Annotated in this window: 11 protein-coding genes; 10 read left to right on the top strand and 1 reads right to left on the bottom strand. The window is 64.9% G+C overall.

The genetic code is table 11. From position 1 onward, the window contains the following. Window positions 1–44: 44 nt before the first annotated feature. From PVW49_RS04605 to PVW49_RS04560, 10 genes are all read left to right on the top strand, one after another. On the top strand, window positions 45–1,106 hold the full coding sequence (locus PVW49_RS04605) for an aromatic/alkene monooxygenase hydroxylase subunit beta (protein WP_074835131.1): 1,062 nt from the start codon (window positions 45–47) through the stop codon (window positions 1,104–1,106). Window positions 1,107–1,127: 21 nt separating this feature from the next. After that, window positions 1,128–1,502 (top strand): MmoB/DmpM family protein, encoded by a 375-nt coding sequence (locus tag PVW49_RS04600; RefSeq protein WP_048530927.1) that lies wholly within the window; start codon window positions 1,128–1,130, stop codon window positions 1,500–1,502. 90 nt (window positions 1,503–1,592) lie between these two features. After that, window positions 1,593–2,618 carry an amidohydrolase family protein gene (locus PVW49_RS04595; RefSeq protein ID WP_074835130.1) on the top strand — a complete coding sequence of 342 codons (1,026 nt, stop codon included), beginning with the start codon at window positions 1,593–1,595 and terminating at the stop codon, window positions 2,616–2,618. Between the two features lie 4 nt (window positions 2,619–2,622). Further along, window positions 2,623–3,426: an iron-sulfur cluster assembly protein gene (locus PVW49_RS04590; protein WP_274590004.1), complete on the top strand. Its 804-nt coding sequence runs from the start codon at window positions 2,623–2,625 to the stop codon at window positions 3,424–3,426. 66 nt (window positions 3,427–3,492) lie between these two features. Continuing rightward, a complete protein-coding gene (locus PVW49_RS04585) occupies window positions 3,493–5,124 on the top strand; it encodes a molecular chaperone GroEL (protein ID WP_074835127.1) in 1,632 nt (543 codons plus the stop codon). 60 nt (window positions 5,125–5,184) lie between these two features. Then, window positions 5,185–6,228 (top strand): NAD(P)-dependent alcohol dehydrogenase, encoded by a 1,044-nt coding sequence (locus PVW49_RS04580; RefSeq protein ID WP_274590003.1) that lies wholly within the window; start codon window positions 5,185–5,187, stop codon window positions 6,226–6,228. A 105-nt stretch (window positions 6,229–6,333) separates the two neighbouring features. Next, window positions 6,334–6,729 (top strand): VOC family protein, encoded by a 396-nt coding sequence (locus PVW49_RS04575; RefSeq protein WP_274590002.1) that lies wholly within the window; start codon window positions 6,334–6,336, stop codon window positions 6,727–6,729. Window positions 6,730–6,816: 87 nt separating this feature from the next. Next, entirely contained in the window at window positions 6,817–9,033 is a 2,217-nt protein-coding gene (gene katG, locus PVW49_RS04570) for a catalase/peroxidase HPI (RefSeq protein WP_274590001.1), read from the top strand. A gap of 184 nt (window positions 9,034–9,217) precedes the next feature. Continuing rightward, window positions 9,218–9,709, top strand: coding sequence for a hypothetical protein (locus PVW49_RS04565; protein WP_274590000.1), 492 nt, complete (start codon window positions 9,218–9,220; stop codon window positions 9,707–9,709). Between the two features lie 71 nt (window positions 9,710–9,780). Next, window positions 9,781–11,781: a sigma-54-dependent Fis family transcriptional regulator gene (locus tag PVW49_RS04560; RefSeq protein ID WP_274589999.1), complete on the top strand. Its 2,001-nt coding sequence runs from the start codon at window positions 9,781–9,783 to the stop codon at window positions 11,779–11,781. A 21-nt stretch (window positions 11,782–11,802) separates the two neighbouring features. Here PVW49_RS04560 and PVW49_RS04555 read toward each other — a convergent pair. Then, window positions 11,803–12,833 (bottom strand): sulfatase family protein (locus PVW49_RS04555; protein ID WP_274589998.1); only part of this gene is annotated, 1,031 nt, incomplete at its 5' end.

Here is a 12,833-nt window from a genome sequence, read left to right as displayed (position 1 = left end):
GGGTCGAACGCTAGTGACGTGAACACAACACAAGGGAGGCTACCATGGTAGCAACATCAAGTTCTGTCGGATCCGGCGCTGCCGGCGCGGCGCAATTCGCCGGCTCGAAAAGCCGCAAATACAACTACTTCGAGCCGCGCGGCAAGCGGGCGACGCATTATGAGGACGTCACCGTCGACGTGCAGCCCGATCCCGAGCGCTACCTGATCCAGAACTGGATCATCGAATTCGAGGGCGGCAAGGGCGGCGGCGCCTATCGGAAGGACAACACCGCCGCGCTGTCGTCGAACTGGCACGCCTTTCGTGCCCCGGATCAGGAATGGGAACGCACCCATTACCAGCGCCAGTCCAAGATCGAGACCATGGTGCAGAACGTCATCGCCAATGCCCGCAAGGCCGGCGCGCACAAGGCTTTTGACAAGGCTTGGCAGATGATCCTGCAAAAGCACCTGGGCGCTTGGAAACACGCGGAATTCGGCCTTGGCACCTCGCTCATGCAGGCGCAGCGCTATGGCTACACCCAGATGATCAACAATGCCACGCTGACCAATTCGTCTTACAAGATGCGCCTGAGCCAGGACATCACGCTCTATCTGGCCGAAATCGGCATGGACATCGACGGCTGGTCGGACGAACTGGGCAAGCAGGCCTGGCTGGAGGACCCGATCTGGCAGCCCTGCCGCGAGGCGATCGAGACGATCATGGGCTCCGAGGATTACCTCGAGCAGTATTTCGCCATCAACATCGTGTTCGAGCCGATGGTGGGCGAGCTGGTCCGCTCGGGCTTCTTCATGCAGGCGGCGGCGGCCAACAATGATTTCATCACCCCGCCGGTGATTTCGGCCGCCGAGGCGGATTTCGAGCGCAATCTCGCCAATACCGTCGATCTGATCTACCTGCTGGCGCATGACGAAGAGCACGGGCCGCACAACCGCGCGCTCTTCAAGTCCTGGCTCGCGAAACATGGCGCCCTGGCCGAAAAGGCCGCCGCCGCATTGCAGCCGATCTGGTCGCAGCCGCATTCCAAGCCGGTGTCCTTCGAAGACGTGAAAGCGGTCTCGAAAGAGCGCCTCGATCACATCGTCGCCGAGCTGGGGCTCGAGTAACCTTCTGAAAGGAAAAGAGATATGTCTACCGTAGCGCGCAATGCGTCGAACCAGAACATCTTCAAATCGATGAAGGACATCGATCTGACCTCGCGCGAAGTCTCGCATCAATGCGGCGTCACCATGAACGACAGCGTCGAGGCCCGCGCCATCGCCGAATTCATGGAGGAGAACGACCCCAGAGTGACGATCACCTACAACCCGGCGACCATCCGCATCGACGGCGAGGGCAAGCTGATCTTCAAGATGGACGAGATCACCGAATACCTCGGTCGCGAGATGACCGCCGAGACCTTCGAGGTCAATACCTCCACCCACTACGGGCGGATGGTGCGCGTCGACGACGACACCGTGATCCTGTTCGGCGACATGAACGAGGTCATGGAATACATCTGATCGCCGCGTTTCGCGGATGACCGGCTCCGGGGTCCGGCACCCCGACCCCGGAGCCGACAGCAAACTCAGCCACACGCAAGGGAGGACACCATGTACACGACCAAGGACGGAAAAGAGATCTTCGTGCTCGACGGCCACACCCATTTCTGGGACGGCAGCCCCGAGAACCAGGCCAATGTGCACGGCAAGCAGTTCATCGAATGTTTCTACGCCTATCACACCAACCTCAGCCCGCCGGAACAGCTCTGGGAAAAGGCGAAGTTCGAGAAATACAGCGAAGACGACATCTATCGCGACCTGTTCGTCGACGGCCCCAATGACATGGCGATCATCCAGACCACGGTGCTGAGCGACTTCTACAAGAAGGGCTTCGGCTGTCTGGAACGTTCGAACGAGATGGCCAAGCGCCACCCCGAGCGCTTCATCGTCAACGGCAGCTTCGATCCGCGCGATGGCGAGAAGGCGCTGGAATACATCCATTACATGAAGGAGACCTACGATATCTCCGGCGTGAAGATGTACACCGCCGAGTGGAACGGCGACAGCAAGGGCTGGGCGCTGAACGATCCCGCGGCCTACAAGTGCTTCGAGCTGTGTGACAAGCTGGGCATCAAGAACATCCACGTCCACAAGGGCCCGACGATCATCCCGCTGTCGAAGGATGCCTTCAGCGTCGATGATGTCGATTACGCCGCCACCGATTTCCAGAACCTCAACTGGATCGTCGAACATTGCGGGTTGCCGCGGCTGGACGACTTCTGCTGGATCGCCACGCAGGAAACCAACGTCTACGCCGGGTTGGCCGTCGCCATGCCCTTCATCCATTCCCGCCCGCGCTACTTCGGCGAGGTCATGGCCGAACTGCTCTGGTGGGTGGGCGAGGACAAGATCCTGTTTGGCTCGGACTATGCGATCTGGACGCCGAAATGGCTGGTCGATCAGTTCATGGACTATCAGATCCCCGATGACATCTCGGCCGAGCGCGGCGGCGTGCAGCTGACCGACGAAATCAAGGAGAAGATCCTCGGGCTCAACGCGGCGAAACTCTACGGCATCGATGTCGCCGCCAAGAAGGCCGAACTGGCCGGCGCCCCCGTGCAGATCGCGGCGGAGTAGGGGCATGCTGGTCGCCAATCTGAAAAAGGAACTGGAGCTCGAGGTCTGGGAGCGTCTTGATGGCGTGACCGACCCCGAGCTGGATGAACCGATCACCGACATGGGCTTTGTCGAAGCGGTTGAGGTGACGGATGCCAGAAAGGTGCGGGTGGCGTTTCGCCTTCCCACCTACTGGTGCTCGCCGAACTTCGCCTTTCTCATGGCCTTCGGCATCCGCCGCGAGGTGATGGCCTTGCCCTGGGTGGCCGAGGCCGAGGTGCTGCTCAACGATCACTGCTTCGGTGACAAGGTCAACGAAGGCGTCAACAGCGGCCGCGCGTTTACCGAGATCTTCGCAGAGTACTGCGACGGCGCGCGGCTGGACGAGGTGGTGGAAACCTTCCTCGCCAAGGCCTTCGACCGGCGCCAGGAGACGGTGCTCTTGGGGCTTCAGGCGCTGGGCCACGAACCGGCAGAGATCACCGCGATGACGCTCGGCGCGCTGCGCCGGGTGGCGTTCAGCGGTGAAGAGGAGCTGCGGCAATTGCCGCGTTACCTCGACCTGCTGCTGGCGCAGGGGCTGGCATCAGAGCCGCAGGACCTGGCCTTTCCCACCTGGGACGGTGACGAGATCGCGCCGCATGAGCTGCGCGCGCATCTGACCAAGCTGAGCAGCACCCGGATCAACATGGAGTTCAACGGCGCGCTTTGCCGGGGGCTTGCCAAGACGCGCTACAAGGAAGTCGAGATCGGGCCCGACGGGCCGCAGCTGATCGACTTCATCGCCGGGCGGGTGCCGCCCCGCGACGAGGGCGTGAAGGCCACCTAAGCGGCCGGCATCACACGACAAAACAAGGGAGGACGCCCCGCATCCGCGGCGGCGAAGGAGGAAGATATGGCGAAACTCATGGTACACGGCAAGACCGCCCGCAACTGCCTGGCCCGCGGTGTCGCGCGGCTGGCGGCGGCGGTGGAACCCACCCTCGGGCCCAAGGGGCTCAACGCGATGGTCGACCGGCCGGTCGGCACGCCGCTGGTCACCCGCGACGGGGTCAGCATCGCCTGCGAGATCGAGCTGAACGACCGGTTCGAGAACATGGGCGCCCAGGTGGTGCGCGAGGTCTCGATGCAGACCAACGACGTCGCCGGCGACGGCACCACCACCGCCATCGTGCTGGCCAATGCGCTGATCCAGCGCGGCGTCGATCTGACCGACAATGGCGTCAAGCCGGTCGATCTCTGCAAGGGCATCGACCTTGCCGTCAACCGCGTGGTGGCGGCCATCGACGCCTCGTCGCGCGACTGCGACGATCACCCGGAATATCTCGAAGCGGTTGCGCGGGTGTCCTCGACCGACCCCAAGCTCGGCGAACTGGTGGCCGAGGCCTATCGCCGGGTCGGCCGCGACGGCGTGATTTCGGCCGATTTCGGCGTCACCATCGACACCACGATGGAGGTGGTCGAAGGCATGTCCTTCGAGCGCGGCTACATCTCGCACCACATGGTCACCGACCGCGAGACCATGGAAGCGGTGCTGCGCAACCCGCTGATCCTGATGACCGATCAGAAGATTCTCAAGCCCGAGCTGCTGGACCCCGCGATCGCGATTGCCGAAGAGGAGGGCAGGCCGCTCCTGATCATCGCCGAGGAGATCGCGCCCGAGGTGGTTGTGCGGCTGCTCGACACTGGCGGCGCCGGCAAGTTCCTGATCGTGCACCCGCCGGAATACGGCCACTGGCGCACCGCGATGATGGACGATCTGGCAATCCTCACCGGCGGCGAGGTGCTGGCCCGCGACCTCGGCAAGAAGATCGAGAATGTCACCCGCGCCCAACTGGGCGGCTGCGAGACCGTGCGCTGCCATGCCTCCGGCACCTCGATCCTGCGCGGCGAGGGCGATGCGGCTGCGATCACCGCAAGGCGAAATCAGGTGCAGCGCCAGCATGACAATGCCCCGCCCAATATCGACAAGGACAAGCTGCGCGAGCGGCTGTCGAAACTTACCGGCGGCAGCGCGATCATCTATGCCGGCGGCTTCACGCCGGTGGAGCAGAAGCGCACGATCCAGCTGATCGAGGATGCGCTCTGCGCGGTGCAGGCGGCGGCCGAGGATGGCGTGGTTGCCGGCGGCGGCACGGCCCTGGCGCAGATCGCCGATTGCCTCGATACGCTCGACGCGCTGGGCGACGTGGCCAAGGGCATCCAGCTGGTGCGCTCGATCCTGACCGAGCCGTTGCGCCGCATCGCCCGCAATGCCGGGGCCGATGTTGCCGCGGTGGCGCAGGCGGTGGCCGAGGGCCCGGCGGGCCATGGCTATGACGCCGCGACCGGCAGCTTCGGCGACATGTACGCCGCCGGCATCATCGATCCGGCCCGCGTGCCGGCCTCGGCGCTGGTCAATGCCGCCTCGGTCGCGACGCTGATCCTGACCACGGAAACCCTGGTCGGCGATCTCGAAGAGGGCGAGGCCGATCCCACCGAAGGCCCGGCCCGCGGCGGCGGCGCCGAGCTGCTGGGCCGCGCCTGAGCGCTGGTGCTCCCCCGGGGCCGGCCCGACCGGCCCCGTTCAGACACAAGGAACAAGACCATGAAAGCAGCGAGACTCTACGAATACGACCCCGCGATGAACGTCGAACTGGCAATCGAGGAGGTCGCCGCACCGACCATCGCGGCGCCTGACGAGGTGATCGTCAAGGTCGGCGCCGCCGGCCTCTGCCGCACCGATCTGCATATCATCGAAGGTGTCTGGAAGGACATCATGGACACCGAAGGCAACCTTCTGCCCTATGTCATGGGCCATGAAAACGCCGGCTGGGTCGAGGACGTGGGCAGCAATGTCACCTCGGTCAAACCCGGCGACGCGGTGATCTGTCACCCGTTCAACGCCTGCGGAATCTGCCTGAGCTGCCGCTATGGCCACGACATGTATTGCGATCACGGCAAGTTTCCGGGGCTTGGCCTCGACGGCGGCTTTGCCGAGTATTTCAAGACCAACGAACGCTCGATCATCAAGCTGAACACCGGCATTACGCCGCTGGAGGTGGCGCCGATGGCCGATGCGGGCATCACCGCCTATCGCGCCGCCAAGAAGGCCGCCAAGCTGCTCAATCCCGGCGGTTACGTGCTGCTGCTGGGCATCGGCGGGCTCGGCCATATCGCGCTTCAGGTGCTGAAACACACCAGCGGCGCGCGGGTCATCGCCGTTGACCGCGAGCCTGCGGCGCAGGCGCTGGCCCGCGATCTGGGCGCCGACATCGTGCTGGGTGGCGGGCCAAACCTGATCGAGGAGATTAAGGATTTGACGGGCGGCGGTGCGCATGTGGCCATCGACTTCGTTGGCGAACATGGCACCGAAAACCTCTGCTGGCGGCTGCTGCGCCAGGGTGGCGAGCTGATCATGGTGGGCTACGGCGGCGAGGTGCGGGTGCCGACGCTGGAACTGGTGGCCAATGAGATCAAGATCGGCGGCAGCCTCGTCGGCGATTTCGTCGAGCTGGTCGAGCTGATGGAGATGAACGCCGACGGCAAGGTCAGGATGCACCAGACCGAATACAAGCTGGCCAACATCAACCAGGCGGTCACCGATTTCAAGGATCGCAAGTTCACCGGGCGGGGCGTGATCGTACCCTGATCACCCGCCCGGCTCCCCGGAGCGCCTTCTCGGGCGCTTCGCCCTGCGGTCGTTTGCCTTCCGTCACGGCCGCAGGGCCCAACGCTTCAACCGCCGAGGTGCGACATGGCCAAAGCCATCCATTCGATGATCCGCGTGCGTGACGCGGATCGCTCCGTGGCCTTCTACCGCGCGGCCTTTGGCCTCGGGGTGGCCGACCGGATCGAGTTCGACGATTTCACGCTGATCTATCTGTCGAACGACGAAACGCTGTTCGAGCTCGAGCTAACCGTCAACAAGGGCACCGAGGAGGCTTACGACCTGGGCACGGGTTACGGCCATCTCGCGTTCAGCGTCGCGGATGTGGCGGCCGAACATGCGCGCTTTGCGGCAGAAGGGCTGGCCCCGCGCAAGCTGGTCGATTTCCGGCACGCGGGCCGGCGGCTGGCGCGCTTCTTTTTCGTCAAGGACCCCGATGGCTACGAGATCGAGGTCCTGCAACGCGCCGGGCGTTTCAAATGAGACACCGGCAAACCACCTGACAGACCGATGCCCGGCGGCCCCACCGGCCGCCGGAGCACTCCAAGATACGTAACAAGGGACAAGACCATGGATGGAAACGATTTGCGGCCGGCGGGCGGTTGTCCGGTGATGCACGGCACGACGAACCGGGCAGGGCGCAGCAACCGCGACTGGTGGCCGAACCAGCTCAACCTGTCGGTGCTGCACCAGCATCCGCCGGCGGCCAATCCGATGCCCGACGGCTTTGACTATGCCGCGGCTTTCAAGGCGCTCGATCTCGATGCGGTAAAATCCGATCTGACCGCGCTGATGACCGACAGCAAGCAGTGGTGGCCGGCGGATTACGGCCACTACGGCCCGCTTTTCATCCGCATGGCCTGGCACAGCGCCGGCACCTACCGCACCGCCGACGGGCGCGGCGGCGCCTCGACCGGCAACCAGCGCTTTGCGCCTCTGAACTCCTGGCCCGACAACGGCAATCTCGACAAGGCCCGTCGACTGCTCTGGCCGATCAAGGAGAAATACGGCAACGCGATCTCCTGGGCCGACCTGATGATCCTGGCCGGCAATGTCGCCATCGAGAGCATGGGCGGTCGGACCTTCGGCTTTGGCGGCGGCCGCGCCGATATCTGGGCCCCCGAAGAGGATGTCTATTGGGGCGCCGAGGAGGAATGGCTGGCAACTTCGGACCGGCCCAACAGCCGCTATTCCGGCGCGCGCGAGCTGGAAAACCCGCTGGCCGCGGTGCAGATGGGGCTGATCTACGTCAACCCGGAGGGGCCCGACGGCGTGCCCGATCCGCTGGCCTCGGCGCGTGACATCCGCGACACCTTTGGCCGGATGGCGATGAATGACGAAGAGACCGTCGCCCTGGTCGCCGGCGGCCACACCTTCGGCAAGGCCCATGGCGCCGGCGATCCGGCACTGGTCGGCGCCGAGCCCGAGGGCTGCCCGGTACAGGAGATGGGGTTCGGCTGGAAGAACGGCCACAAGAGCGGCCGGGGCGTCGACACCACCACATCGGGCATCGAGGGGCCCTGGACGGCCAACCCGACGCAATGGGACATGGGCTATCTCGACCTGCTGCTCGGCTATGACTGGGAACTGACAAAAAGCCCGGCAGGGGCGCATATCTGGCACGCCAGGGGGCTGACCGACGATGACCACGCGCCGCAGGTCGATGGCTCGGGCGACCGGGTGCCGGTGATGATGACCACCGCCGACATGGCGATGCGCATGGACCCGGCCTATGGCGCGATCTCGCGGCGGTTTCACGAGAACCCCGAGGAATTTGCCGAGGCCTTCGCCCGCGCCTGGTTCAAGCTGACCCACCGCGACATGGGGCCCCGGGCCCGGTATCTCGGCAAGGAGGTGCCGGCGGAAGAGCTGATCTGGCAGGACCCGGTGCCGCCGGTCGATCATCCGCTGATCGACGCCAGGGACGCGGCCGCGCTGAAGGCGGAGATCCTCGGCTCGGGCCTGTCGGTGGCCGATTGCGTCTGGGTCGCCTGGGCTTCGGCATCGAGCTATCGCGGATCGGACAAGCGCGGCGGTGCCAATGGCGCGCGTCTTCGACTGGCGCCGCAAAAGGACTGGGCGGCCAATGATCCGGCGCGGCTGGCGCGGGTGCTCGACGTGCTGGAGGGACTTGCCGCCGATTTCAACGGCGGCACCTCTGGCGGCAAGAAGGTCTCGCTGGCCGATGTCATCGTGCTGGCCGGCAACGCCGGGGTGGAGGCAGCGGCCAGGGCCGGCGGCCATGAGGTGCAGGTGGCCTTCACCCCGGGCCGCACCGACGCCAGGGAGGATCAGACCGACGCCGCCTCTTTCGAGCCGATGGAGCCGATTGCCGACGGGTTCCGCAACTTCGAAAAGGCGGCCTATACCGTGCCCGCCGAGGCGCTGCTGGTCGACAAGGCGCAGCTTCTTGGGCTGAGCGCGCCCGAGTTGACGGCGTTGGTCGGCGGGCTGCGTGTGATCGGCGCGACCCATGGCGGCACCGCTACCGGCGTGCTGACCGACCGTCCCGGCACGCTCAGCGCCGATTTCTTCGCCAATATTCTCGACATGGATATCGAATGGCTGCCGATCGACGGTGCCGAACGGGTGTTTGACGGCTGCGACCGCGCCAGCGGCGCGAAGAAATGGAGCGCCTCGCGTGTCGATCTGGTGTTCGGCTCGAATTCGCAGCTTCGGGCGCTGGCCGAGGTCTATGCCGGGCGGGACAACGCCGGGCTCTTTGTCAGTGATTTTGTCGCCGCCTGGACCAAGGTAATGAACGCTGACCGGTTCGATCTCGACTGAGGCAGCATCCGGCAGGTCTCTGCCGGGCAGCACATCCGCCGGGGGCCGCGCAGATGGCCCCCGGCACGCGCCGCAGGAGCCGCGCTCTGCATCGCAGGGCCGGGCGGGCCGATGGCCCTACGACCTTAAAGCTTTGGCATCGGGCGCGACCTTCTGCTAACACATGAACACGGGAGGAGAACCAGTGGTTGATATTTTCTCGAAACGCGAGGGGCCGCGTCTCGAAGACGTCAAGGCCCGGCGTCTGCTGACCCAGAATGCCGGCACAATCCGCAAGCTGGCGGATCAGATCAGCAATGGCGGCTTCAGCAAGATGCAGGCCGATCAGGCGCACCGCCGCGAGCCGCCCAAGCCCGACGGGCTGATCATCCATGACCTCAAGGCGCGGGTGACAAGCGATGTGGCCGAGCCCTATGTCAAGGTGAGCCTGAACAACCGCGTTGTCCTGGTCGACAGATCGACCGGTCGCCAGATGCAGATGCTGGGCGAGATCCGCGGCAGCGTCCTCTCGAAGCGTTTTGTGCTGGCCAGCAGCGAGAACGGGTTCTTTTCACCGCTGGACCCCGAGATGCAGGCCGCCCTGGCGCATCTCGACGGGGTCGAGATCACCGATGCATTCAGTGACCGAGACCTGGCGGACCGCCTCGAAGACGTGCTTGTGCCGCGCGACGAATGACCCATTCGCCGCGCCTTTGTTATCCGTAACCGACCGAAGGACATGCAACCAGGCCTGACAAAGGGGCCCTGATGACAGACTCGAAAAGCAAGAGGCCGCAAGGATTGCCCGACCGTTCCAGCTATTCGGAATATGACACCCGCGAGGCCTGGGAACGGTTTGTAAGCACCGGCTCCTCGGTCGATGAACGGCCTCCGAAGGTGCGCGAGGAGATCCTCGATTCCTGGCGCCGGAGCCGGGATTCCGGTGTCGACGCCGCCAGCCTGGCGTCGCGCAAGGTCTATGATGAGCAACAGATCCACCTCAGGCGCGAGCGCAATACCGCGCTGCGCAAGGCGGCCTCGGCGGCGTTCAAACGGCTGGAACCGCATTTGAAGGAGGCCCGGACAATCCTGATCCTGGCCGATGATCAGGGCGTCATCATCGATGCCATCGGCGATGCTCATGTGCTCGACGAAGGCCAGGAGATCCACCTGGAACTGGGCGGCGACTGGAGTGAAAAGACCATTGGAACCAATGGCATCGGCACCGCGCTCAAGACCGGAAAACCGGCCTGTGTGCATGCGACCGAGCATTTCGCCGAAGGGGTGCAGGCCTGGACCTGCGCCGGGGCGCCGATCTTCGATCCCTTCACCCAGACGATCATCGGCGTGGTCGACCTCTCGGGGCCGCCGCAGATCTTTCGTCAGCATAATGTGGCGCTGGTGTTGGCCGCCGCGCGCGAGATCGAGATTGCGCTGGCCGAGCAGAAACAGGTCGAGCGGACGCAACTGCTCGAGGCCTTCCTGGTGTCGGATTACAGCCGCGCGCATGAAAGCGTGGTGCTGGTCGATCAATCCGGCCGGGTGCTGTTCCGGCGCGGGTTCGAAGAGGACATGCTGCGCCAGGCCAAGGAGCTTTCGGTGGGCCACAAGCTGTTGCCCAAGCTCGAGGGGCTGTCGGATCAGGACATTCCCAAGCTCCTGCCGCTGAACGTCGAGGCGGAGGGCATCGAGCGGCTCAAACTCGAAGGCGTGTTTCGTGGCGCGGCGCTGTTTCTCAAGGATCGCAGCGCGCTCAGGCCCAAGGCAGGCGAAACCTGCAAGATCAAGCCGCGCGCCAATGTCAGCGAGGCGCAGATCCAGATCGTCGGAACCTCGCCCAAGATGGTTGATGCCATGGGTCTGGCCGAACGGGCGGCGCTGGCCAATGTCTCGGTGCTGATCCATGGCGAGACCGGCGTCGGCAAAGAGCTCTTCGCGCGGCTGATCCACAGCCGTCTGCCTGATGACAAGGCGCCTTATGTGCCGGTCAACTGCGCCGCGATCTCCAGCGATCTGATCGGGGCGGAGCTGTTCGGCTATGCCGAGGGTGCCTTTACCGGTGCGGCGCAGGGCGGGCGCACCGGCAAGTTCGAGCTGGCCAATGGCGGTGTGCTCTGCCTCGATGAGATCGGCGACATGCCGATCGAGTTACAACCCTATCTTTTGCGGGCGCTGGAACAGCGGGCGATCTATCGCATCGGCGACAGCCAACGCCGACGGGTCGACGTGCGGCTGGTGGCGATGACAAACCGCGATCTGCGACAGGAGATCGAGAAAGGCAATTTCCGCCGCGACCTGTTCTATCGCCTTGGCGTGATGACCATCGAAGTGCCGCCGCTGCGTGAACGCGGCGATGACGTGATCGCGCTGCTGGAGCATTTCTCGCAGCATTACGCCGAAGAGACCGGCCAGGCGCCGCTGACTTTTACCGACAAGGTGCGGGAACTGCTGAGGCGCTATCAATGGCCCGGCAACGTGCGCGAGCTGCGCAACGCGGTGCAGCGTTTTTACCTGATCAAGACCGACAGCCTGGTGACCGAGCGCGACCTGCCGCCGGAGATCCTCGACGATTTCGAAGGCGGCGCCGAGGATTCGCTCGAACATATCCTCGGCGGCCACTCCGGCGATCTGGAAAGCATCGAGGCGAGCGCCATCCGGCGGACGATCCTTGCGGAAAACGGCAATCTGTCCAAGGTCGCCCAGGTGCTGGGCATCTCGCGTCCGACCCTCTATCGCAAGATGAAACGCTACCGGATCCGCAAGGGCTGACCGCGCCGGCCTTTGGCGGCGTCAGTGCCAGCCGACGCGCGGCGCGGCGGGGATCCTGTCGTCGGGCCGGGATCGGATCATGTCGGTATGCTCGCGCCGGACTGCGGCATAGGCGGGGTCGTCGAAGCGATTGACCATCTCGTCGGGGTCGTCGTGCAGGTCGTAGAGCTCGCAGGTCCCGGTGCGCAGATCCATCGACATGCGGCAGCGGGCGCTGCGGACGGTCATCAAATCCATATCCACGGCCGAGCGCTGGCTGTCCACCTCGTACTCCGACAGGGCGAAGTCGCGGCTCTCCTGGCCGGTCCAGAGCCCGCGCCACGAGCGGCCATGCCCCTCCGGGGCGGCCAGCCCGGCAAGATCGGCCGCCGTCGCAAGGACATCCACGGTGCCGACCGGATCATCGATGACCCGGCCCCCGGGGATGCCGGGGCCGCGGATCAGGCAGGGCACCCGCAGCAACCCGTCATAGAGCATCGGCCCCTTCAGCAGCAGCCCGTGATCGCCCAGCCATTCACCGTGATCGCTGATGAAGATGACATAGGTATTGTCCAGCTCGCCGGCGGTCTCCAGCGCATGCAGGATACGCCCGACTTCATGGTCGACGGCAGAGATCATGCCGAAATAGATGCGGGTGATGTCGCGCAGGGCGGCGTCGGTCAGCTCGCCTTTCTGCCCCCAGTCGATGCCGCCGGCATTGTGCTCGGCGCCTTGCTTGATCGGCCTGGCGCGGTCCTCGACAAAGGCGCGGTGCCACCAGGGGCGGTTCTCCAGGTCGAGTTCGGGATGCCGGGCAATCGTCACCTCCTCGGGCGTGTAGCTGTCGCACCAGGGTTGCGGTGCCAGAAAGGGCGGGTGCGGATCGGGAAAGGACACCCAGGCCATCAGCGGCCTGTCATCCTTGTTGTCGATCATCTCGATCGCGCGGTCGCCGATCCAGGGCGAGGAATGCCAGGGCGCCTCCAGCGCCGAGCGCCAGGCCTGAAAATGCGCGGTGTCCGGCGTCAGCCTGCAGCGCGACAAACAAGATGAGAATCCGGCGTCAATCAGGA

The organism is Marinovum sp. PR37 (genome assembly GCF_028807375.1).
GTDB classification, from domain to species: domain Bacteria; phylum Pseudomonadota; class Alphaproteobacteria; order Rhodobacterales; family Rhodobacteraceae; genus Marinovum; species Marinovum algicola.
This window is presented reverse-complemented; position numbering and strand designations above follow the sequence as displayed.

What these genes read in the sequence shown, in the direction of transcription:
- PVW49_RS04585 (WP_074835127.1), top strand. Translation starts at nt 3,493, where the DNA reads ATGGCGAAACTCATGGTACACGGCAAGACCGCCCGCAACTGCCTGGCC.
- PVW49_RS04595 (WP_074835130.1), top strand. Translation starts at nt 1,593, where the DNA reads ATGTACACGACCAAGGACGGAAAAGAGATCTTCGTGCTCGACGGCCAC.
- PVW49_RS04600 (WP_048530927.1), top strand. Translation starts at nt 1,128, where the DNA reads ATGTCTACCGTAGCGCGCAATGCGTCGAACCAGAACATCTTCAAATCG.
- PVW49_RS04605 (WP_074835131.1), top strand. Translation starts at nt 45, where the DNA reads ATGGTAGCAACATCAAGTTCTGTCGGATCCGGCGCTGCCGGCGCGGCG.
- PVW49_RS04575 (WP_274590002.1), top strand. Translation starts at nt 6,334, where the DNA reads ATGGCCAAAGCCATCCATTCGATGATCCGCGTGCGTGACGCGGATCGC.
- PVW49_RS04560 (WP_274589999.1), top strand. Translation starts at nt 9,781, where the DNA reads ATGACAGACTCGAAAAGCAAGAGGCCGCAAGGATTGCCCGACCGTTCC.
- PVW49_RS04580 (WP_274590003.1), top strand. Translation starts at nt 5,185, where the DNA reads ATGAAAGCAGCGAGACTCTACGAATACGACCCCGCGATGAACGTCGAA.
- PVW49_RS04590 (WP_274590004.1), top strand. Translation starts at nt 2,623, where the DNA reads ATGCTGGTCGCCAATCTGAAAAAGGAACTGGAGCTCGAGGTCTGGGAG.
- katG (WP_274590001.1), top strand. Translation starts at nt 6,817, where the DNA reads ATGGATGGAAACGATTTGCGGCCGGCGGGCGGTTGTCCGGTGATGCAC.